The organism is Streptomyces sp. SID13726, assembly GCF_010548375.1.
Taxonomy (GTDB): domain Bacteria; phylum Actinomycetota; class Actinomycetes; order Streptomycetales; family Streptomycetaceae; genus Streptomyces.
This window is the reverse complement of sequence record NZ_JAAGLY010000005.1, coordinates 565,167-586,898: the sequence shown is the minus strand read 5'-3', so window position 1 is coordinate 586,898 and position 21,732 is coordinate 565,167. Positions and strand designations below refer to the sequence as shown.

Sequence of the window (21,732 nt, the reverse complement as noted above, 5' to 3'; positions counted from 1 at the left end):
ACGACGGTTCGTAGTAATGCCCAGCCGATTCCAGGACGAAGAACTCCCACCCTCACTCTTACCTTCTCCACTATTCCCTCTAGTAACGGACAAATCCCCTGTGCGACAAGTCACCGGCACACAAGATCGACCTCACCCGGAATGTGACGGCCGCTACGCTGCTGCTTTCGGTTCGGGCTCAGGGGGAGGCCGGGTGGATCCCACGGTCGTCGGTACCAAGGTCGCTTCCTCCGTACTCGGCCCACTGGTGAGAAAGCTCTTCGTCCAGGAGGGACCGGGCGCCGGCCTGGTCGGCAGGCCCGTACGGCTGTCCGCGCTGGTCTCTTTCAAGGGAGAGAAGCGGGCCCTCGGCGAAAAGGAGCTGCACAAGCTCGCTCGGGAGTTGGTGGAGCGGTCGGCGAGCACGGCGGAGCCGGAGGCCGTCGCCGACGCCCTGGCACGGACCTTGCACGCGCTGGGGGACCTGGACCTCGACGACATGCAGGCCGTACGCCTGGGACATCGCGCTCTCGCCGACCAGCTGTACACGCAGGCGGGTGGACCCGGTCTCGTACGGCATCTCAGCCAGGAGGCCACCGACCTCTACACGGACCTGTTGAACAGCGCCTGCCTGCACATCCTGCACTTCTTCACCCGGCGGTCCACCTTCGTGGCCCGCACCCTGGTCGAGCAGAGCCGACGGCTGGACGAGTTGATCGGGCTCGCCGACCTCCTCCTGACCCGGCTGACCTCCCGCACCGGGGAGGACACGGCCTTCGAAGGGCAGTACACGCGGTACATCGCGGCCCGGCACAGCCGTCTGACCATCTACGGCATCGATCTCACCGAGTGTCGCGAGTGGCCACTGGACACGGCGTACCTGAGCCTGGAAGCGGCGCCGGACATCCGGCCCGACGACATCCTCGGCGACCGTCGACCGCCCTCCGCGCCTCGGCCGGTCGAGCAGGCGCTCGCCGGACACGACCGGGTGCTGCTGCGCGGAGTCGCGGGCTCCGGAAAGACGACTCTCGTCCAGTGGCTCGCGGTGACCACGGCCCGCCAGGAGCAGCTCACGGGACGGCTCGCCCACCTCATGGGCCGGGTCCCCTTCGTTCTGCCCCTGCGGACCCTGACCCGCGGCGGCGCCGCGTTACCCGTCCCCGGTGACTTCCTGACCGCGGTGAGCTGTCCGCTGGCCGGCTCACAGCCGCCGGGCTGGGCCGACCGTGTGCTGGCCGCCGGACGCGGGCTGCTGCTGATCGACGGCGTCGACGAGGTCCCGGAACCGGAGCGTGCCCGCACCAGTCGCTGGCTCACCGACCTGCTGGCCGCCTTCCCGGACAACCTGTGGCTGGTGACCTCGCGGCCGTCCGCGGTACGGGAGGAGTGGCTGGGCGGCGAGGACTTCACCGAGCTGAGCCTGTCCCCCATGAGCCGCGCGGACATCGCGGTCTTCGTGCACCGCTGGCACGAGGCGACGGGTGCCGGGGGCGCGACCGCCGAAGCACTGCTGTCCTCGGTCCGCACCCAGCAGGACATGGCCCGCCTCGCGACCAACCCCCTGATGTGCGCCCTCATCTGCGCACTGCACCGCGAGCGGCGTGGCTTCCTGCCACGTGGCCGAAAGGCCCTGTACGACGCCGCCCTGGCCATGCTCCTGGAGCGCCGGGACCGCGAGCGGGACCTGACCGTCGAACTGGACGAGGAATCCCAGATCGAACTGCTCCAGCGCCTGGCGTACTGGCTGATCCGCAACGGCCGCGCCGAGATGGAACACGCCGACGCCGTGCACCAGGTGGAGCGCCTTCTGCCCTCGATGCCGTACGTCGCCGCGCAGGGAACGGCGACTGAGATCCTGCGACATCTCCTCGTCCGCAGCGGCCTGCTGCGCGAACCCGTGGTCGGGGCCGTGGACTTCGTGCACCGCACGTTCCAGGACTACCTGGGGGCCCGGGCGATCGTCGAGGAGCGGGACTTCGACGTCCTCGTCGCGCACGCCCACCTCGACCAGTGGGAGGACGTGGTCCGCATGGCCGTGGCCCATGCCAGGCCGGACGAACGGGCACGACTGCTGACCGGGCTGGTGGAGCGCGGTGACCGGGAGCAGGAGCACGCGGCCCGGCTGCATCTGCTGGCCATGGCCTGTCTGGAGCACGCGGCGAAGCTGGATCCGGAAGTGCGCGGTGATGTGGAGGCGCGAGCGGGCGAGTTGATCCCACCGCGCGACACACGGGAGGCGGCGGACCTCGCCAACATCGGCCCTTTCGTACTGGAGCTGCTGCCTGGCCCGAACGACGTGGGCGACGAGGTGGCCGCCACCCACACCGTCTACACCGCGATCGTGGTGGGCGGCGACGCGGCCCTGTCCTTCCTGACCCGGTACCGCGACCACGACAGCCTGATGGTCCGCAACCGACTGGCCTACCACTGGGAGCAGTTCGACACCGAGGCCTACGGCAACGAGATCATCCGCCCCCTGCTCGACCGCCCCGGCACCTCGGTCGTCGTCCGCAGCCAGGAGGAGCTCTCGGCGCTGAGCGGCATGGGGTGCTACGACACCGTGGAGCTCTCCGGTGAGTTCACCGCGGAGCAGATCACCGCGGCCCTCGACGAACGCCTCCTGACCAGCCTCGAACTGCGGCACACCGCCCTGACCGACCTGACGTTCCTCTGCCGGTACCGAAGACTGCGTCAGCTCAGCCTCTCGGACTGCCTGGATCTCATGTCCCTGGAGTCGCTGAGGGGACTGCCACTGGAGGAGCTGGCCCTGAGTGACGTCCCGGCACTCGCTCTTTCCACGCAGTGGGGCGTCCTCGCGACGCTGCCGAACCTGGTCGCGCTCGATCTGGAGGACGTTGATCTCAACGTCCTCGGCGACAGCGGTGTCTCGCTGGCGGGAGTCGAGTCCCTCACCGTGGAGGCCTACGGAAAGTCAGTGGACCTCGGGGCGATCGCGACCATCTTCCCGGGACTGACCTGGCTCACCGTGGGCTTCGCGAGAGAACTCGACGTGGCACCCCTCGCGGCCCTTCCCCGGCTGCGGCACCTGTCCACCTCGCACAGCTGCTTTCTGCGCAACACGCACGAACTCCCCGCCACCGTCCGGCTGAACTCCCCCTATCCAATGTGACGCACGTCTCTGGCCACCTACCAACCAGTAACCCTACGGTTCCCCTCGCGCCACCCTCACCAACAAACATGCACGAGACAACTGCAGCGTTTACGGACGTGAGAGGACCCCCACCACATGACAAGACGACGCCCCTGGGCGCGCCGCATAGCCGTCACCGCCGTCTCCGCCTCCGCCCTCGTGGCCCTGGCGGTTCCCGCAGAGGCCGCGACGAGCACGACGAGCACCACCGCCGCGACGACCGCCGCGGCTGCCGAGGACGTCGACTACGCCACCTGGCAGACCGACTGCCAGGCCGTGATGAACCAGGCCCTCCCCTATCTGAAGACCCGGATCGCCGCCGCCAAGGCCGGTGAGAAGCAGGCGGTCGTCTTCGACATCGACAACACCACCCTGGAGACGGACTTCGGCTTCAGCTACCCGCAGCCGGCCAACAAGCCCGTCCTGAACGTCGCGAAGTACGCCCAGGAGCACGGCGTCGCGCTGTTCTTCGTGACCGCCCGCCCCGGCATCATCGCCCCGGTCACCGACTACAACCTCAAGCACGTCGGCTACCAGGTCAACGGCCTGTACGTGCGCGGCTTCCTCGACCTCTTCAAGGACGTCGCCGCCTACAAGACGGCCCAGCGCGTCGACATCGAGAACAAGGGCTACACGATCATCGCGAACATCGGCAACAGCGCCACCGACCTGTCGGGCGGCCACGCCGAGAAGACGTTCAAGCTGCCTGACTACGACGGCCAGTTGTCGTAGCCACCGGTTAGGCTCCATCCGTCGTGACGTACGCACACGGGGGTGGCGGATGGAGCCGGCGGTACTCGGCAGCAAGCTGGCGTCAGGACTGGTGAGCCAGCTGGTGCGCAGGCTCTTCCGGCCGGACGGCCCCGGCGCGGGCCTGGTCGACAGACCGGTCCGGCTCGCCGCGCTCGTCTCCTTCCGGGGCGAGCGGCGCACCCTGGGCGAGAAGGAGGTCCGCGTCCTCGCCCGCGGCCTGGTCCGCGCGGCCGTGGACTCCCCCGGTGAGCCGCCCTTCCCCGCCGAGGAGGAGGCCGCCGTCACCGACGCCCTCACCCGCCGGCTGCTCGCCCTCGGCGACCTCGACATGGACGACGTCCAGGCGGTCCGGCTCGGCTACCGCGAACTCGCCAGGAAACTGCGCCAACAGGCACCCCCGGCCGCCGGACTCTCCGCCGACGCCTGCTACTTCCTCGACAACGCGATCGAATGGTCCTGCCTCCAGATCCTGGAGTTCTTCACCCGCAGGTCGACCTTCGTGGCCCGGACCCTGGTGGAGCAGACCCGCGCCCAGGCCGAACTCATCGTGAAACTCGACGAGTTGATCGCCCGCAGCCCACGCCCCGGCGCGGCGGACCGCAGCTTCGAGCGCCGCTACCTCCCCTACGTCGCCGACCGCCACAACCACATCACCATCTACGGCATCGACCTGCGCGACTCCCCCGACCGCTGGCCCCTCGAAGTCGCCTACCTCAGCCTGGAGGCGACGGCCACCGACGACCGGCCGCTCCCCGAGGACCGCCCCGGCGGAACCGCCGTCACCCTCCAACTCCCGGCCGAGGAAGCCCTCCTGACCCACGACCGCGCCCTGCTGCGCGGCGACGCGGGCTCCGGCAAGACCACACTGGTGCAGTGGCTGGCGGTCACGGCCGCACGCGAGGGCACGCACGTCCCGTACGTCCTCCCCCTGCGCACCCTGATCCGCACCGGCCCGCTGCCCGCCCCCGCCGCCTTCCTGACCGCGGTGAGCTGCCCCCTGACCCCGCCCGAGGGCTGGGTGGAACGCGTCCTCACGGCCGGCCGCGGCCTGATCCTCGTCGACGGCCTGGACGAGATCCCCGCCGCCGACCGCCACCGCACCCGCGACTGGCTCCTCGCCCTCATCCGCGCCCACCCCGGCAACCGCTGGCTGCTGACCTCCCGCCCCACCGCCGTACGCGCCGACTGGCTGGCCCCGGAGGGCTTCCGCGAGCTGACCCTGGCCCCGATGCGCCGCGCGGACGTCGCCACCTTCGTCCACCGCTGGCACACGGCGGCGCGGGCCCCCGAGTACGAGACCCCCCTCCTGGACTCCCTCCGCACCAAACGCGATCTCGCCCGCCTCGCCACCAACCCCCTGATGTGCGGCCTGATCTGTGCCCTGCACCGCGAGCGCCGCGGCTATCTCCCCACCGGCCGCAAGGAGTTGTACGACGCCGCCCTCACCATGCTCCTCGCCCGCCGAGACCGGGAGCGGGGCATGGGCTCGGTCGACGAGGTGGACCTCGGCGAGGAGGCCCAGCTGGAGCTGCTCCAACGCCTCGCGTACGCCCTGGTGTTGAGCGGCCGCACCGAGATGGACACCGAGACGGCCGAGGGCATCGTGGAGCGCGCGCTGCCCTCGGTGGCGCTCCTGGAGAGCCCTACGGCCGTACTGCGCGCCTTGCTCCTGCGCAGCGGCCTGCTTCGCCAGCCCGCCGACGGGGTCGTGGACTTCGTCCACCGCACCTTCCAGGACTACCTGGGCGCCCGCTACGCGGTGGAGGAGGGCCACCTGGACGTCCTGGCCGGCCACGCCGACGACACCCAGTGGGAGGACGTGATCCGGATGGCCGTGGCCCACGCCCGGCCCCGCGAACGCGCCTCGCTGCTACGGCAGTTGCTGGCCCGGGACACTCCCCGGCTGACCCTGCTCGCGCTGGCCTGTCTGGAGCACGCGGCGGCGCTGGACCCCGGGGTGCGGGCGAAGGTCGAGGAGCGGGCGGCGGCGCTGATCCCGCCCCGGTCCCCGGCGGACGCCAAGACGCTGGCGGAGGCGGGACCGCTGGTCCTGGAGCTGCTGCCGGGCGCCGAGGGCCTGACCGACGAGGAGGCCGTCGGCGTCACCGTGACCGCCTCGCTGCTCGGCCCGGAGGAGCCGACGGGAGCCCTCGGTGTGCTGCGCCGGTTCCGCTCCCATCCGGCCCTGGACGTACGGCGCCAGCTCGTCGGCACCTGGAGCCGCTTCGAGGCCGACGCGTACGGCGCGGAGGTGCTGGACCACCTGGACCGCGAGGAGCTGTTCCTCACCTGCGAGTCGGCCGAGCAGCGGGCGGCCCTGGGGCGGCTGCGGCCCTGGCAGGGGCTGTCCTTCCGGGGCGACCACCCGATGCCGGACGTCCTGGCCGCCGTACCGGCCCCCGAGACCGTGACCCGCCTCGATCTGCGGGACAACGACGACATCGACGACCTGGGTGTCCTGCTGCCGTTCCGCTCGCTGACCACCCTCTCGCTCGACGACTGCCCCTGGGCCTACGGCATCGACCGGCTCGCCCCGCTGCCCCTCGTCGACCTCGGCTGCGGCGGGGTGGCCAGCCTCAAGGGGCTCGGGGTGCTGGATTCGCTCCGGCGGCTCTCCCTCGACGCCGAGCTGTCCGGCGACCGCCTCACCGACTGCCTGCCGGTGGCCGCCCCGCTGGAGTTCCTGCACCTGAGCAACCTGGCCGCGAAGCGGACGGGGCTGCGCGGTCTGGAGCACTGGAGCGGTCTCACCGAACTCAGCCTCGTCGTGCCGCCCACGGTCGAGGGCTGGCGCTCCGTCGCCCGGCTCCCGCGGCTGACCGGTCTGCGGCTCAACGCGGGCATGGTCGCGCACTTCCCGGACGTCATCGAGGCCATGCCCGAGCTGCCCACCGTCGAGACGCTCCGCCTGTCCGCGGTGCGCGGCGGCACGGACCTGTCCCGGCTGGCCTCCCGGCTGCCGGGGCTGCGCCAGGTGACCCTGCGCACCCGGTCCCACTTCGGCGAGGACGTCCCCACCGACCACTACGCGGACTACTTCCCGGGCGTCGCCGTAGAGGTGATCCGGCGCTGACACCGCGCAGGGCGCTGACACGACGAAAGGGGCCGGCACAACGAAAGAGGCCGACACGACGAATGGGGCCGGCACAGCGAAAGGGACCGGTACCCGAAGGCACCGGCCCCTCCCTGAGCGCATCCCCGAAGGGCTACGCCTCCTTGCTCAGATTCGGCCCGGCACCGCCGGCCGCCTGCTCGATCGGCGGGACGTCGGGCAGTGCCGACTTCTCCTCACCGCGGAAGGTGAAGGTCTGGCTCTCGCCCTCGCCCTCCGTGTCCACGACCACGATGTGACCGGGGCGCAGCTCGCCGAAGAGGATCTTCTCCGAGAGCGTGTCCTCGATCTCGCGCTGGATCGTGCGACGCAGCGGCCGCGCGCCCAGGACGGGGTCGTAACCCTTGGTGGACAGCAGCTCCTTCGCGGCCTGGGAGAGCTCGATGCCCATGTCCCGGTCCTTGAGGCGCTCGTCGACCTTGCCGACCATCAGGTCGACGATCTTGAGGATGTCCTCCTGGCTCAGCTGCGGGAAGACGACCACGTCGTCGACGCGGTTGAGGAACTCGGGCCGGAAGTGCTGCTTGAGCTCGTCCGAGACCTTGTTCTTCATGCGCTCGTAGTTGGTCTTCTTGTCGCCCGAGGCCGCGAAGCCCAGGTTGAAGCCCTTGGAGATGTCCCGGGTGCCGAGGTTGGTCGTCATGATGATGACCGTGTTCTTGAAGTCCACGACCCGGCCCTGGGAGTCGGTCAGACGACCGTCCTCCAGGATCTGGAGCAGCGAGTTGAAGATGTCCGGGTGGGCCTTCTCGACCTCGTCGAAGAGGACCACGGAGAACGGCTTGCGGCGGACCTTCTCGGTCAGCTGGCCGCCCTCTTCGTAGCCCACGTAGCCGGGGGGCGAACCGAAGAGCCGCGAGACCGTGTGCTTCTCGCTGAACTCCGACATGTCGAGGGAGATCAGCGCGTCCTCGTCACCGAAGAGGAACTCCGCCAGAGCCTTGGAGAGCTCCGTCTTACCGACACCGGACGGGCCGGCGAAGATGAACGAACCACCGGGACGCTTCGGGTCCTTCAGACCAGCACGCGTACGACGGATCGCCTTCGACAGCGCCTTGACGGCGTCGACCTGGCCGATGACCCGCTTGTGGAGCTCGTCCTCCATGCGCAGCAGACGCGAGGACTCCTCCTCGGTCAGCTTGAAGACCGGGATGCCGGTGGCGGTCGCGAGGACCTCGGCGATCAGCTCGCCGTCGACCTCGGCGACGACGTCCATGTCGCCGGCCTTCCACTCCTTCTCGCGCTTGGCCTTCGCGGCGAGCAGCTGCTTCTCCTTGTCGCGGAGGGAAGCCGCCTTCTCGAAGTCCTGGGAGTCGATGGCCGACTCCTTGTCGCGGCGCACGCCCGCGATCTTCTCGTCGAACTCGCGGAGGTCCGGCGGCGCGGTCATCCGGCGGATGCGCATCCGGGAACCGGCCTCGTCGATCAGGTCGATCGCCTTGTCCGGCAGGAAGCGGTCCGAGATGTACCGGTCGGCCAGGGTCGCGGCCTGGACGAGCGCCTCGTCCGTGATCGAGACACGGTGGTGGGCCTCGTAGCGGTCGCGCAGACCCTTGAGGATCTCGATGGTGTGCGGCAGCGACGGCTCCGCGACCTGGATCGGCTGGAAGCGGCGCTCGAGGGCCGCGTCCTTCTCCAGGTGCTTGCGGTACTCGTCCAGCGTGGTGGCGCCGATGGTCTGGAGCTCACCGCGGGCCAGCATCGGCTTCAGGATCGAAGCGGCGTCGATGGCGCCCTCGGCCGCACCCGCACCGACCAGCGTGTGCAGCTCGTCGATGAACAGGATGATGTCGCCGCGGGTGCGGATCTCCTTGAGGACCTTCTTCAGGCGCTCCTCGAAGTCACCGCGGTAGCGGGAGCCGGCGACCAGCGCGCCGAGGTCCAGGGTGTAGAGGTGCTTGTCCTTGAGGGTCTCGGGCACCTCGCCCTTGACGATGGCCTGGGCGAGGCCCTCGACGACGGCGGTCTTGCCGACGCCGGGCTCACCGATCAGGACCGGGTTGTTCTTGGTACGGCGGGACAGCACCTGCATGACCCGCTCGATCTCCTTCTCGCGCCCGATGACCGGGTCGAGCTTGGACTCACGAGCGGCCTGGGTGAGGTTCCGGCCGAACTGGTCGAGGACCAGGGACGTCGAGGGGGTGCCCTCGGCAGGCCCGCCGGCGGTGGCGGTCTCCTTGCCCTGGTAGCCGGAGAGCAGCTGGATGACCTGCTGCCGCACCCGGTTGAGATCGGCACCCAGCTTCACGAGGACCTGGGCGGCGACGCCCTCGCCCTCGCGGATCAGGCCGAGCAGGATGTGCTCGGTGCCGATGTAGTTGTGGCCGAGCTGAAGGGCCTCGCGGAGCGACAGCTCCAGGACCTTCTTGGCACGGGGGGTGAAGGGGATGTGCCCGGACGGGGCCTGCTGCCCCTGCCCGATGATCTCCTCCACCTGCTGGCGGACCGCCTCGAGCGAAATCCCGAGGCTCTCAAGGGCCTTGGCGGCGACACCCTCACCCTCGTGGATCAGGCCCAGGAGGATGTGCTCGGTGCCGATGTAGTTGTGGTTGAGCATCCGGGCTTCTTCCTGAGCCAGGACGACAACCCGCCGCGCGCGGTCGGTGAACCTCTCGAACATCGTTAATCGCTCCTCAGAGCGGTCAGGCAGTGGGGGGAACTTCCCCTCCCTGTCCTTCCGCAGCTTAGTCCCGCAAGCGGGGACCGCTCATTCCAACTGCCGACACCGTCGATGGCCTCCTGACCCCGAACGCCGACATCTGCTCCAACCTGATGGTGCGAGACGATGTTCCCGCAGGCCAGGCAGTTACCCCACTCGCCAGTACGCCGATGGCGAACGTGAGACGGCCTTTCCTGCGTGTCGCCCCCTCCCACTAGGGATGTCTTACCCGCTCGCACTGACACTCCATGCCGCACGCCCCCCGTCCCTCCGCTATGGGCGAACAACCTCGCGCCTCCCCGCACCCCCGCACGCCCCCTCTTCGGCAACTCTTCGCACACGTAGCTGCACCCAGCGTAACTCTCGCGCCTTTCCGGCGGTTGCACTCGGCATGGTCGGCAGCCGCTCCCCGCTCACCACGGATCTCACCAAGGTCCCGCTCCCCCGTCGCCCGCTCGATCCGAGCGGTCCCGACGACCCGGTCCGCCGGTGGTACGAGAACGAACTGGACTGGCCCACGGTGCCCGCGAGCACCCCGAGATCTCCCGTACGTCTGAGGGTGGGCCCCCGCTTCGACGTCCTGGACGTCCCGGCCGAGGCGGGCCGCGCGGCCCTGCGCCACCTGGCCGAGGGCTCTCCGGTGGCGGTACGGGGCGACCGCGTACGGCTGCTGATGGCGGCGGGCAGCACGGAGGAACTGCCGGGAATCCTGGAGTGGCTGGAGTGGGGCGCGCTGCCCCTCGACCTGAGAGCGCTGGGCCCGGGCGACTCCATGGAGGCACCGCTGCCGCCGGGGGCGGCGGGGAGCGGGTTCGCCGAGATCGAGATGTCGCGGATGCCGGACGGAACGGCGAGGTCGGCGCGAGGCGAGGCATCGGACGCGGGCGCGGCGCTCGGGGGCGGAGGCGGACCCGCGGGCCAGTCGTCGACGCCGGGGGTGGGCGCAGGGGCGGGCCGGCTGATCGCTTCGGGGCCGGACGGACTCACGGCGGTGGCGCTTCCCGGCCCGGGCCGCGGCGTCGGGGCGCGGCCTCTCGCCCTGGGCCGCCCGGACGCCCTGCAGGGGGCCGCCTTATGGCTGCGGCCCCCCGAGCCTGGGTGCGAGGTCGAGGCCTCGCTGCCGACGGTGTCGGCGCTGGGGGGCGGTGGGGGCGCCCCCGATCTCGTACGCGTCGTGAACACGGTGGCGTGGTGCTGCCACCGGCTGCGGCTGCGGCGCGCGCGGCCATAAGCCTTCGCAGGCTCCGGCCTTCGCAGACCTTTGGATCAGGCGTTGGCCTTCTCGTAAGCCTCGCGAATGCTTGCCGGCACACGGCCGCGGTCATTGACCTCGTAACCGTTCTCCTTCGCCCAAGCGCGGATCTGCGCGGTGTCCTGGCTGCCGCCGGAAGCCGCTCGCGCCTTTCCACGACCGCCCGAAGCACGGCCTCCGGTACGACGGCCACCCTTCACGTAGGGGTCGAGAAGACCACGGAGCTTGTCCGCATTGGCAGTCGTGAGATCGATCTCGTACGTCTTGCCGTCCAACGCGAACGTGACGGTCTCGTCCGCCTCGCCACCGTCGAGGTCGTCGACAAGAAGGACCTGAACCTTCTGTGCCACCGGATTTCCTTTCATCGTTATATGCAGTACTGCACTACGTCGGAAAGCAAACCGCTTTTCCCGGAAAAACACAAACCCCTGGGAGAGACCGGCGGGGACCTTCCGTCCGGAAACATGTGCGTTTCGGACATAGGGAACCTGGGCAGGGCCGTTCGGCCGAATCCCCGGCGATCACAGATGCAGAAGCATCCGGCTGTTGCCCAAGGTGTTGGGTTTCACTCGTTCGAGACCGAGGAACTCCGCCACACCTTCGTCATAGGAACGCAGCAGCTCCGCGTAGACATCGGTGTCGACGGGTGTCTCACCGATCTCGACGAAGCCGTGCTTGCCGAAGAAGTCGACTTCGAAGGTGAGACAGAAAACCCGGCGAACGCCGAGCCAGCGGGCCGTCTCCAACAACTTCTCCAGCAACTGATGCCCGACACCGGCGCCCTTCAGACCGGGCTTCACCGCGAGAGTGCGCACTTCCGCGAGGTCTTCCCACATCACGTGCAGGGCACCGAAGCCGACCAGCTCGGCGTTGTCGTCGCGCTCGGCGACCCAGAACTCCTGGATGTCCTCGTAAAGGGTGACCGTCGCTTTGTCGAGCAGGATGCGGTCACGGACGTAGGAGTCGAGCAGCCGACGGATGCCGGCGACATCGCTGGTACGGGCCCGCCGGACGGTGATGGCTTTTGCGGTGACTTCGGGGTTCCCGGCGGAGGGACTCTTCGCGGACATGAGCGGACGCTATCGCCCGCCGTCCCGCGTTGCCGACTCGGGGTTCTCCACGGACGGCCCCTGGACGATGCGTACGGCGTCCTGGAGCGCCAGTCGCTGTTCGTCGCTCATCATCCCGAAGAAGGCGACGAGAGCGGCGGCGGGGTTGTCACTCTGCGACCAGGCGTCGTTCATGAGTGCGGCGGCGTAGGCGGCCCGTGTGGAGACCGCCTCATATCGATAGGCCCGGCCTTCCGCCTCACGGCGCACCCAGCCCTTCTGATGGAGATTGTCCAAAACGGTCATCACGGTGGTGTACGCGATGGACCGTTCCTGCTGAAGGTCTTCCAGGACTTCTCGAACGGTGACCGGGCGGTTCCACTTCCACACCCGCGTCATGACCGCGTCTTCGAGTTCTCCCAATGGGCGAGGCACAGCTCAGCACAATAGTGGGAGATCCCGCTATCGGCGTGACGGACGTGCCCTTTCATCGCCAAACAGGAACAAAAAGGGCGTACGACTCGAAGAGCGCGGTGGCTCGGGGAGTCGTACGCCGGTGGCGGCGCGGCCGGTCAGTCGGCCTGCTTGGTGGCCTCCGCGCGCGCGAGCGCGGCGTCGACGGCCGCGTCCTCCTTGGCCTTGTTGGCCCCGCCCTGGGTCTTCACGATCACCCGGATCACACCGATGAAGAACACGGCCATGACGACCGGGGGCACGAGCGCGGAGACATAGTCCATGCGTCCAGGGTAGCCAGGGCCGCACGGACAACTCGGGCGGGGTGGGGCGAAGGGAGGGCCGGGGCGGGCGAGCAGGGAGGACGTGCCGCTACGGCTCCCTGCCACCCCTCCCGGTCAGCCCGCGGCGAGCTGCTGGGGCGGGTTCGTCGGCGGCGGGGTCGGCTTGCGGCGGGGGAAGACCTCGCCCGGGGTGGGGATGGGCCGGGAGGGCTTGGGGGCGGCGGGGGCGGGCTTCGCCGGGGGCGTGGCCGGGTCCCGTCGCGGCTCCCGCTGCGGCTCCTTGGCGTCCAGCCGGGCCGGACCGGCCTGCACGACCGCCGAGGAGCCTGCGCAGGCGCCCGTGGAGAGGCCTCCGGGCAGGGCCAGCAGGCGGGTGCGGGAGGCGGGGACCGCCGGGGCGGCCGGGGTGCGCCGGGAGCCGGTGGCGCCCGCCAGGCGGGCCCGTACGTCCCGTTCGGCCAGCACCTGGCAGCGGGTCAGCAGGGCCGCCGCGACCGGGTTGCCGCGCAGCGCCCGGAGTGCGGCGAGGTCGTCGGGTTCGGGCCGGTACCCGGCGCCGAGCGCCTCCTCCAGGAGCGTGAGATAGCCGGCTGCGGTGCCGGGGAGTGCGGCGCGGTACCGGGCGAGGTCGGCCACCAGGAAGGCTCGCAACCGGGCCCCCTCACGCACCGCCTCGTCCAGGGACTCGGCGAGACGATGGCAGTCCTTGATGTCCTCGGCCGAGGCGGGGGCGGGGTGAAGGGCGAGGGCGAGAGCGCGGCGGAGCACACGCAGCTCCTCCGCGCCGAACGCCATGCCGCCGCGGGATCCGTATGGCGTGGGCATGCGTCGACAGTACGCGCTAATCAGACAAATTCGTCATACCGGACGGGTGTGGCGCGACCGGGCCACCCCAATGCCGGTCCAGGTGTCCGGTGTCCCGGTGTCCAGTGTCCCGGGAGGGGCGGGGCAGGACGGGCCAGCGCGGGCATCGATCGCCCCCGGTACGTCAGGACCGCCCCGCCCTCCCGCTCCATCCGCTCCACCCGCTCACATCCGCGACACGTTCCGCTCGTAGACCAACCGCAGTCCCACCAGCGTCAGCCAGGGCTCGTGCTCGTCGATCACCGACGACTCGCCCAGCACCATCGGTGCCAGTCCGCCGGTCGCGATCACCGTCACCTCGTCGGGGTCGTCGGCGAGTTCCCGGGCCATCCGGCCCACGACCCCGTCGACCTGCCCGGCGAACCCGTAGACGATCCCGGACTGCATGGCCTCGACCGTGTTCTTCCCGATCACGCTCCGCGGCCGGGCCACCTCGATCTTCCGCAGCTGGGCGCCGCGCACCCCGAGCGCCTCCACGGAGATCTCGATGCCGGGCGCGATCACGCCGCCGACGTACTCCCCGCGCGCGGACACCGCGTCGAACGTGGTCGCCGTACCGAAGTCCACGACGATCGCCGGACCGCCGAACAGCTCGACCGCGGCGACCGCGTTGATGATCCGGTCCGCGCCGACCTCCTTGGGGTGGTCGGTGAGGATCGGCACCCCCGTCTTCACGCCGGGCTCGACCAGTACGGCCGGCACGTCGCCGTAGTAGCGCCGCGTCACCTCGCGCAGCTCGTGCAGCACGGACGGCACGGTCGCGCAGATCGCGATCCCGTCGATGCCGTCGCCCAGTTCGTCCCCGAGCAGCGGGTGCATGCCCATGAGGCCCTGGAGGAGCACGGCCAGCTCGTCGGCCGTGCGGCGCGCGTCCGTGGAGATCCGCCAGTGCTCGACGATGTCCTCGCCGTCGAACAGGCCGAGGACGGTGTGCGTGTTTCCTACGTCGATCGTGAGGAGCATCGCGACTACTCCGCCTCGCGCAGATCGAGGCCGATGTCGAGGATCGGCGAGGAGTGGGTGAGCGCCCCGACGGCGAGGTAGTCGACACCGGTCTCGGCGTACGCGCGCGCGTTGTCCAGCGTCAGCCGCCCGGAGGCCTCCAGCGCGGCCCGCCCGTCCACGAGCGCGACGGCCTCCTCGCACTCGCCGGGGGTGAAGTTGTCCAGCAGGATCAGGTCGGCGCCCGCGTCCACGACCTCCCGCAGCTGGTGCAGGGTGTCGACCTCGACCTCAATCGGCAGGTCCGGGAAGGCCTCCCGTACGGCCTTGAAGGCCTGGGCGACGCCACCGGCGGCGACCACGTGGTTGTCCTTGACCAGGGCCGCGTCGGAGAGCGACATCCGGTGGTTGACGCCGCCCCCGCAGCGCACCGCGAACTTCTCCAGCGACCTGAGCCCCGGTGTCGTCTTCCGCGTGTCCCGCACGCGTGCCTTCGTACCCTCCAGGGCGTCCGCCCACGCGCGCGTGGTGGTCGCGATGCCGGAGAGCCGGCACAGCAGGTTCAGGGCGCTGCGCTCGGCGGTGAGGAGGTCACGCGTGCGCGTGGTGACCGACAGGAGCTTCTGCCCGGCCTCGACGCGGTCGCCGTCCTCGACGTGCCGCTCGACCTCGAACTCGTCCTCGCAGACCACCGAGACGACCGCCTCGGCGACCCTGAGCCCAGCCACCACGCCCGCCTCGCGCGCGACGAAGTCGGCGGTGGCGACGGCCTCCTCGGAGATGGTCGCGACGGTCGTCACGTCCACGCCGTGGTCGAGGTCCTCCTGGATGGCGACGTTGGCGATGTCCTCGACCTCGACGGGGTCGAGCCCGGCGTCGGCCAGGAGCTGCGCGAGCGCGGGGTCGAGCCCGCACTCCAGATAGCCGTCGTCGAGACCGTCGGAGGCGGCGCCACAGGCGCAGCCGTCGCCGCAGCCGCCGGACGAGGCGAGGGGAAGGTCGTCGGTGCTCACTGCTGTCACTGCTCCTGAAGGGGCTGCCGGGTCGGGGGGAAGTCTGCGGTATCGGTGGTGTGTACGGCGAGGGTCCGGTCGGGATTCAGCCGTACGACGATGTGGCGGCGCCACGCCGAGTCGTCCCGGTCGGGCTCGTCCTCGCGCCAGTGGCAGCCCCGGGTCTCCTCGCGCTGGAGGGCGGCGGCGACCAGGACGCGGGCCACGCACAGGAGGTTGGTGGCCTCCCAGGTGTCGACGCCGGGCTCGGCGGTCTTGCCGTTCTCGGCGAGGGCGTCGCGGGCGTCGGCGTGCAGCTTGTGCAGGGCGTCGGCGGCGCCGGACAGGGAGGCGGCCGAGCGCAGCACGCCCGCGCCGCGGGTCATGGTGCGCTGGATCGCGAACCGGGCCTCGGGGGCGAGCAGCGGGTGGGCGGGCGTCTCGGGGTGCTCGACGGGGACCGGCACGCGCGCGTGGAGGCCGTTCGCCTTCTGGACCGCCGCGATGTCGGCCACGATCCGCTCGGCGTAGACCAGGCCCTCCAGGAGGGAGTTGGAGGCGAGCCGGTTCGCGCCGTGCACGCCGGTGCAGGCGACCTCGCCGCACGCGTACAGGCCCGGGACGGTCGTACGGCCCTGGGAGTCGGTGCGCACGCCGCCGGAGGCGTAGTGGGCGGCGGGCGCGATCGGGACGGGCTCGGTGACCGGGTCGATGCCGTGGGCGCGGCAGGCGGCCAGGATCGTCGGGAAGCGGTGCTCCCACATGTCGGCGCCGAAGTGCCGGGCGTCGAGGAACATGTGCTCGGCGTCCCGCTCCTGCATGCGCCGCGTGATGCCCTTGGCGACGATGTCCCGGGGCGCCAGCTCGGCCAGTTCGTGCTGCCCGACCATGAAGCGCACGCCGTCGGCGTCGACCAGGTGGGCGCCCTCGCCGCGCACGGCCTCGGAGACCAGTGGCTGCTGGCCCTCGGCGTCCGGGCCGAGGAACAGCACGGTGGGGTGGAACTGCACGAACTCCAGGTCGGAGACCTCGGCGCCGGCGCGCAGGGCGAGCGCCACGCCGTCGCCGGTCGACACGGACGGGTTGGTGGTCGCGGAGAACACCTGGCCCATGCCGCCGGTCGCGAGGACCACCGCGGGGGCGTGCACGGCGCCCACGCCGTCGTGCTGGCCCTCGCCCATGACGTGCAGGGTGACGCCCGCCGTGCGGCCCTCGGCGTCGGTCAGCAGGTCGAGCACGAGGGCGTTCTCGATCGTGCGCAGGCCACGCGCGCGTACGGCCTCGACGAGCGCCCGGGAGATCTCCGCGCCGGTGGCGTCGCCGCCCGCGTGGGCGATCCGGCGGCGGTGGTGGCCGCCCTCGCGGGTGAGCTCCAGGTCGCCCGCCTCGGACTCGTCGAAGTGCGCGCCGGTCGCGATGAGCCGTCGTACGGCGTCGGGGCCCTCGGTGACGAGGATCCGGACGGCCTCCTCGTCGCACAGGCCGACGCCCGCGACCAGGGTGTCGTCCAGGTGCTGTTCGGGGGTGTCGCCCTCGGTGAGGGCCGCCGCGATGCCGCCCTGGGCCCAGCGGGTGGAGCCGTCGTCCAGGCGGGCCTTGGTGACGACGACGGTCCTGAGGCCCTCGGCCTCGCAGCGCAGGGCCGCGGTGAGGCCGGCGACGCCGGAGCCGACGACGACGACGTCCGCGGCGATGGCCCAGCCGGGCGCGGGCGCGTGCAGACGTATGCCTGTGCTGGTCACGAGGCGGCTCCGAAGGTCAGGGGGATGTTGTCGATCAGCCGGGTCGTCCCCACCCGGGCGGCGACGGCGAGGACGGCCTCGCCGGTGAAGTCGTCGTCGATCTCCGTGAAGTCGGACGGGTCGACGAGCGCGAGGTAGTCCAGGGCGAGCGGCGGGTCCTGGCGGGCGGCGTCGTCCAGCATCAGCCGGGCCGCCGCGCGGACGGGGGTGGGGCCGCCCGGGGACGCTTTGGCGACCGCGTGGGTGTCGGCGGCGGCGCGGGACTCGCCGAGGGCGCTGAGGGCCTCGGCACGCGCGTGCGTGGCGGGCACTTCACGGGCCCGCGCGCGCAGCGCCTCCTGGGCCGCGTGGCGGTCCCGGCCCGCGAAGAGCGCGCGGGACAGCGCGAGCGCGGTGCGCCGCTCCTGCGGCTTGAGGTAGCGGTTGCGGCTGGACATGGCCAGGCCGTCGTCCTCACGGACGGTGGGCACGCCGACGATCTCGACGCCGAAGTTCAGGTCGCGCACCATGCGGCGGATCAGCGCGAGCTGCTGGGCGTCCTTCTGGCCGTAGAGGGCGATGTCGGGGCGGGTGAGGTGGAGCAGCTTGGCGACGACGGTGAGCATGCCGTCGAAGTGGCCGGGGCGCACGGCACCCTCCAGCCGCTCCCCCATCGGGCCCGCGCTGACGCGCACCTGGGGTTCGCCGCCCGGGTAGACCTCGTCGACGGAGGGCGCGAAGACGACGTCCGCGCCGGCGTCCTCGGCGATCTTGAGGTCGGCCTCCAGGGTGCGCGGATAGCGGTCGAGGTCCTCGCCCGCGCCGAACTGGAGGGGGTTCACGAAGACGGTGACGACGACCTCGCCGTCCGGTCCGGCGATCTCGCGCGCGGTGCGGACGAGGGTGGCGTGGCCGTCGTGGAGGGCGCCCATGGTCATCACGACGGCCCGGCGGCCCGCACGCGTGCGTGCGCGCAGTTCGTCGGCGGTGCGCAGGAGCGTGGCACTCATCGGGCATCTCCCTCGGAGCTGTGGTTGCCGTCGGAGCCGTTGGTCCCGGTGGCGAGTACCCCGAGGAGGTCCTCCGCGAGCTCCGGCTTCAGCAGGCCGTGGGCGAGCGCGCGGTCGGCGGTCGCGCGGGCCATCGCCAGATAGCCGGAGACGGTCTGCGGGGCGTGCTTGCGCAACTCCGTGACGTGCGCGGCGACCGTGCCCGCGTCCCCGCGCGCGACCGGGCCGGTGAGGGCCGCGTCGCCGGAGCGCAGGGCGTTGTCGAGGGCGGCGCCCAGCAGCGGGCCGAGCATCCGGTCGGGGGCCTCGACGCCGGCCGAGCGCAGCAGCTCCATGGCCTGGGCGACCAGGGTGACCAGGTGGTTCGCGCCGAGGGCGAGGGCCGCGTGGTACAGCGGGCGCTTCTCCTCGTCGATCCACTCGGGCTCGCCGCCCATCTCGATGACGAGGGCCTCGGCGGCCAGCCGCAGCTCTTCGGGGGCGGTGACGCCGAAGGAGCAGCCCGCGAGGCGCTGGACGTCCACGGGGGTGCCGGTGAAGGTCATCGCGGGGTGCAGGGCCAGCGGCAGCGCGCCCGCGCGCAGGGCGGGGTCCAGCACCCGGGCGCCGTACCGCCCGGAGGTGTGCACGAGCAGCTGCCCCGGCCGCACGGCCCCGGTCTCGGCGAGGCCCTCGACCAGGCCGGGCAGGGTGTCGTCGGGGACGGTCAGGAGCACCAGGTCGGCGCTCTGGAGGACGTCCGCGGGGCTGACGAGCGGGACGTCGGGGAGCAGCAGCGCGGCCCGCCGCCGGGAGGCCTCGGAGACCCCGGAGACGGCCACCGGACGGTGCCCGGCGAGCTGGAGGGACGCGGCGAGCGCGGGGCCCACCCGGCCGGCGCCGACCACGCCGACGGTGAGCCGCGCGGGGCGGTCCTTGGTGTCTTGCTGTGGGGCTGTACTCACGCGACGGCGGCCTTCCCGTTCCAGTCCGCATCTGGGTACCGGACGATTTCTCGTCATGTTAACGCGATCGGTTCCGGAGGCGTCCGGTTGTCCACAGGCTGTGGGCGGCCGGGGACCGCCGGCGCGGCGAAATCCGGGTGCCCGCGGCGAGTGGCGCGGGGGATGATCCGGGGCATGAGCGATACGGCGGAGCAGGGCGAAGAGCTGTCGGCACGGGAGCGGTTGCGCGAGCGGCGGCGGACCGCCCTGCGGGAGGCGCGGCGCACCCTGTCCCGCGGCGGATTCAGCGGCACGATCCGGGAACGCCTCGCGGCCCTCGCGGAGGCGGCGCCCGAGGTGTACGACCTGGACGAGCCGACGGACATGTACGGCGACGGCGTGGTGGCCGCCCTGGAGGAGCGCGTCGCCGGGCTGCTGGGCACCGAGGCCGCCGCGTTCTTCCCGACCGGCACGATGGCCCAGCAGGTGGCCCTGCGCTGCTGGGCGGGCCGCACCGGCAGCCCCACGGTCGCCCTGCACGCGCTGGCCCACCCCGAGCTGTGGGAGCGCGGCGCGTTCAGCCAGGTCAGCGGATTGCGCACGCTCCGGGTGACGGGCGAGCCGCGGCTGCCCACCGCCGCCGAGATCCGCGACTTCGACGAGCCCTTCGGTGCGCTGATGCTGGAACTGCCCCTCAGGGACGCCGGTTTCGTGCTGCCCACCTGGGAGGAACTCACCGAGGTCGTGGAGGCGGCGCGCGAGCGCGACGCGGTGGTGCACTTCGACGGCGCGCGCCTGTGGGAGACGACCCTCCACTTCGGCCGCCCGCTGAACGAGATCGCGGCCCTCGCGGACAGCGTCTACGTGTCGTTCTACAAGTCCCTCGACGGCTTCGGCGGCGCCGCGCTCGCCGGCCCCAGGACCCTGGTGGACGAGGCGAAGACCTGGCGGCACCGGTACGGCGGCATGGTCTTCCAGCAGTTCCCCACCGCGCTGTCGGCCCTGATCGGCCTGGAGCGGGAGCTGCCCCGGCTGCCGGAGTACGTCCGCCACGCGCGCGTGGTCGCCGCCGCGCTGCGCGAGGGGTTCGCCGAGGCGGGCCTGGCGTGGGCGCGCGTGCACCCCGAGGAGCCGCACACCCACGAGTTCCAGGTCTGGCTGCCGTACGACGCCGAGGTGCTGATGGAGACGGCGGTGCGGCAGGCGGAGGAGACGGGGACGTTCCTGTTCGCCGTCCCGTGGGACCGCGGCGGGCCCGGCCTGGCCGTCACCGAGGTGCCCGTGCGCGCCGCCGGCCTGGAGTGGACGGCCGAGGACGTGAAGGCGGCCGTCGCCGACTTCGTCGTACGGCTGAAGGACGCGACCGGGCAGGGCCTGTCCGGCTGATCAGAGCCTGGGCCGGGGCCCTCGATTGACGGGTGCCGTCAATCGGGGGCCGCGTTGTCAGTGCCGGGGTGCACCATGAGGACATGAGCGTGCTGATCGACATCGCGGGGCTGCGGCCGGAGAGGGTGGCCGTCGTGCCCTCTCCCCTGGCCGAGCTCGGCATGGCGCTGCACGCGCTGTCCGAACCGGGACATCATCCGGGGCTCCAGGGCTGGGTGACCGGTGTCACGGCCCGGCTCGACCCGCATCTGGCCGACCGGATGTGCGACGCGGACTTCCTGTGGCGGACGACGTTCTCGGACCTGTTCCTGCCGTACGCGGGCATCCCGGGCGGCGCCCTGCCCGGGGCCACGCTCGCCGAGGAGCTGGACCTGCTGGACAAGCTGACGGACGAGCAGTTCGTGGACGCGGCGCTGGAGTTCAGCTGCCCGATGCCGTCCTACGGCGAGGGACCCGGCACCCTCGCCGACCCCGCGCAGCGCCGCCGCGCGCTGGAGCTGGCCGCCGCGCGGGGACCTCGGCAGGCGCGCTTCAGCGAGCTGGTGCTGACGGACCCGCCGAGAATCCGCGCCTGGCTGCGGCAGTTCCTGCGCGACTGCGACGAGGCGTTCTTCGCGGAGGCCTGGTCCCGGCTGCGCCACCAGCTCACCGCGGACGCCCGCCACAAGGCCGACCTCCTGCGCCACAAGGGCCTGGCCGAGGCGCTGGCCGCGGTGTCCCCGGCGGTCACGCTGGACGAGTCGGGCACGCGGATCACGGTCGACAAGCTGAGCGTGGGCCGTACGGCCACGAGGGACGGCGCCCTCCTGCTGATCCCCACCAGCTTCGGCTGGCCCCACCTGTCCGTCCTGTACCGGCCGGGCTGGCAGCCGACCCTGCACTACCCGGTCGGCTCCCCCGAGCTCGCCGCACCGCCCTCCGTCGAGCAGCTCGCCCTGCGGATGACCGCCCTGTCCCACCCGGTGCGGATGCGGCTGGCCCGCTATCTGGCCCGCAGCTCCTACACCACGAGCGAGCTTGCGCAGGCGCTCGGCATGACGGCACCGGAGATATCCCGGCACCTGAGCGTCCTGAAGAAGGCGGACCTGATCACCACACGCCGGCGCGGCCGGTACGTCCAGCACCAGCTGGACCTGGCGGTCCTGGCCCGGCTCGGCAGCGACTTCCTGGAGGGCATCCTGCGCTGAGCCGGCGCGCTCGGC

Annotated in this window: 17 protein-coding genes; 6 read left to right on the top strand and 11 right to left on the bottom strand. The window is 71.6% G+C overall.

Features of this window, described 5'->3' with window-relative positions; all coding sequences use genetic code 11:
• Positions 1-193 precede the first annotated feature (193 nt).
• The 3 genes from G3I78_RS17020 (at position 194) to G3I78_RS17010 (ending at position 6,956) form a co-directional block, all read left to right on the top strand.
• A complete protein-coding gene (locus tag G3I78_RS17020) occupies positions 194-3,109 on the top strand; it encodes an NACHT domain-containing protein (RefSeq protein ID WP_164425189.1) in 2,916 nt (971 codons plus the stop codon).
• Positions 3,110-3,226: 117 nt separating this feature from the next.
• Positions 3,227-3,862: an HAD family acid phosphatase gene (locus tag G3I78_RS17015; protein ID WP_164425187.1), complete on the top strand. Its 636-nt coding sequence runs from the start codon at positions 3,227-3,229 to the stop codon at positions 3,860-3,862.
• Positions 3,863-3,911: 49 nt separating this feature from the next.
• Positions 3,912-6,956 (top strand): NACHT domain-containing protein, encoded by a 3,045-nt coding sequence (locus G3I78_RS17010; RefSeq protein WP_164425185.1) that lies wholly within the window; start codon positions 3,912-3,914, stop codon positions 6,954-6,956.
• 133 nt (positions 6,957-7,089) lie between these two features.
• Here G3I78_RS17010 and G3I78_RS17005 read toward each other — a convergent pair whose 3' ends face one another.
• Positions 7,090-9,615, bottom strand: a complete 2,526-nt coding sequence (locus G3I78_RS17005; RefSeq protein WP_164425183.1) for an ATP-dependent Clp protease ATP-binding subunit — start codon at positions 9,613-9,615, stop codon at positions 7,090-7,092.
• A gap of 430 nt (positions 9,616-10,045) precedes the next feature.
• Here G3I78_RS17005 and G3I78_RS16995 point away from each other — a divergent pair, with 430 nt between their 5' ends.
• Positions 10,046-10,885: an SCO3374 family protein gene (locus G3I78_RS16995; RefSeq protein ID WP_164425181.1), complete on the top strand. Its 840-nt coding sequence runs from the start codon at positions 10,046-10,048 to the stop codon at positions 10,883-10,885.
• 35 nt (positions 10,886-10,920) lie between these two features.
• On the opposite strand, the gene G3I78_RS16990 is transcribed toward G3I78_RS16995, so the two are convergent.
• The 10 genes from G3I78_RS16990 to G3I78_RS16950 form a co-directional block, all read right to left on the bottom strand.
• Positions 10,921-11,256 carry an Lsr2 family protein gene (locus G3I78_RS16990; RefSeq protein ID WP_030959275.1) on the bottom strand — a complete coding sequence of 112 codons (336 nt, stop codon included), beginning with the start codon at positions 11,254-11,256 and terminating at the stop codon, positions 10,921-10,923.
• Positions 11,257-11,427: 171 nt separating this feature from the next.
• Positions 11,428-11,976 carry an amino-acid N-acetyltransferase gene (locus tag G3I78_RS16985; RefSeq protein ID WP_164425179.1) on the bottom strand — a complete coding sequence of 183 codons (549 nt, stop codon included), beginning with the start codon at positions 11,974-11,976 and terminating at the stop codon, positions 11,428-11,430.
• Between the two features lie 9 nt (positions 11,977-11,985).
• Positions 11,986-12,378, bottom strand: coding sequence for a BlaI/MecI/CopY family transcriptional regulator (locus G3I78_RS16980; protein WP_164425178.1), 393 nt, complete (start codon positions 12,376-12,378; stop codon positions 11,986-11,988).
• Positions 12,379-12,527: 149 nt separating this feature from the next.
• Positions 12,528-12,692 carry a hypothetical protein gene (locus G3I78_RS51205; protein WP_037717523.1) on the bottom strand — a complete coding sequence of 55 codons (165 nt, stop codon included), beginning with the start codon at positions 12,690-12,692 and terminating at the stop codon, positions 12,528-12,530.
• 114 nt (positions 12,693-12,806) lie between these two features.
• On the bottom strand, positions 12,807-13,487 hold the full coding sequence (locus G3I78_RS16975) for a hypothetical protein (RefSeq protein ID WP_164425347.1): 681 nt from the start codon (positions 13,485-13,487) through the stop codon (positions 12,807-12,809).
• A 234-nt stretch (positions 13,488-13,721) separates the two neighbouring features.
• Positions 13,722-14,519 (bottom strand): type III pantothenate kinase, encoded by a 798-nt coding sequence (locus G3I78_RS16970; RefSeq protein ID WP_164425176.1) that lies wholly within the window; start codon positions 14,517-14,519, stop codon positions 13,722-13,724.
• A gap of 5 nt (positions 14,520-14,524) precedes the next feature.
• Positions 14,525-15,511: a carboxylating nicotinate-nucleotide diphosphorylase gene (gene nadC, locus G3I78_RS16965; RefSeq protein ID WP_164425173.1), complete on the bottom strand. Its 987-nt coding sequence runs from the start codon at positions 15,509-15,511 to the stop codon at positions 14,525-14,527.
• A gap of 5 nt (positions 15,512-15,516) precedes the next feature.
• Entirely contained in the window at positions 15,517-17,232 is a 1,716-nt protein-coding gene (locus tag G3I78_RS16960) for an L-aspartate oxidase (protein WP_164425171.1), read from the bottom strand.
• Positions 17,229-18,221 (bottom strand): pantoate--beta-alanine ligase, encoded by a 993-nt coding sequence (panC, locus tag G3I78_RS16955; RefSeq protein WP_164425169.1) that lies wholly within the window; start codon positions 18,219-18,221, stop codon positions 17,229-17,231. Before panC ends, G3I78_RS16960 begins: the two co-directional genes overlap by 4 nt.
• On the bottom strand, positions 18,218-19,165 hold the full coding sequence (locus tag G3I78_RS16950) for a DUF2520 domain-containing protein (RefSeq protein ID WP_164425167.1): 948 nt from the start codon (positions 19,163-19,165) through the stop codon (positions 18,218-18,220). The genes panC and G3I78_RS16950 overlap by 4 nt, the downstream gene beginning before the upstream one ends.
• 174 nt (positions 19,166-19,339) lie before the next feature.
• On the opposite strand from G3I78_RS16950, the gene G3I78_RS16945 reads away from it, so the two are divergent.
• Together G3I78_RS16945 and G3I78_RS16940 are read left to right on the top strand one after the other, a co-directional pair.
• Positions 19,340-20,530: a beta-eliminating lyase-related protein gene (locus G3I78_RS16945; protein WP_164425165.1), complete on the top strand. Its 1,191-nt coding sequence runs from the start codon at positions 19,340-19,342 to the stop codon at positions 20,528-20,530.
• Positions 20,531-20,613: 83 nt separating this feature from the next.
• On the top strand, positions 20,614-21,717 hold the full coding sequence (locus G3I78_RS16940) for a DUF5937 family protein (RefSeq protein WP_164425163.1): 1,104 nt from the start codon (positions 20,614-20,616) through the stop codon (positions 21,715-21,717).
• Positions 21,718-21,732: the final 15 nt, after the last annotated feature.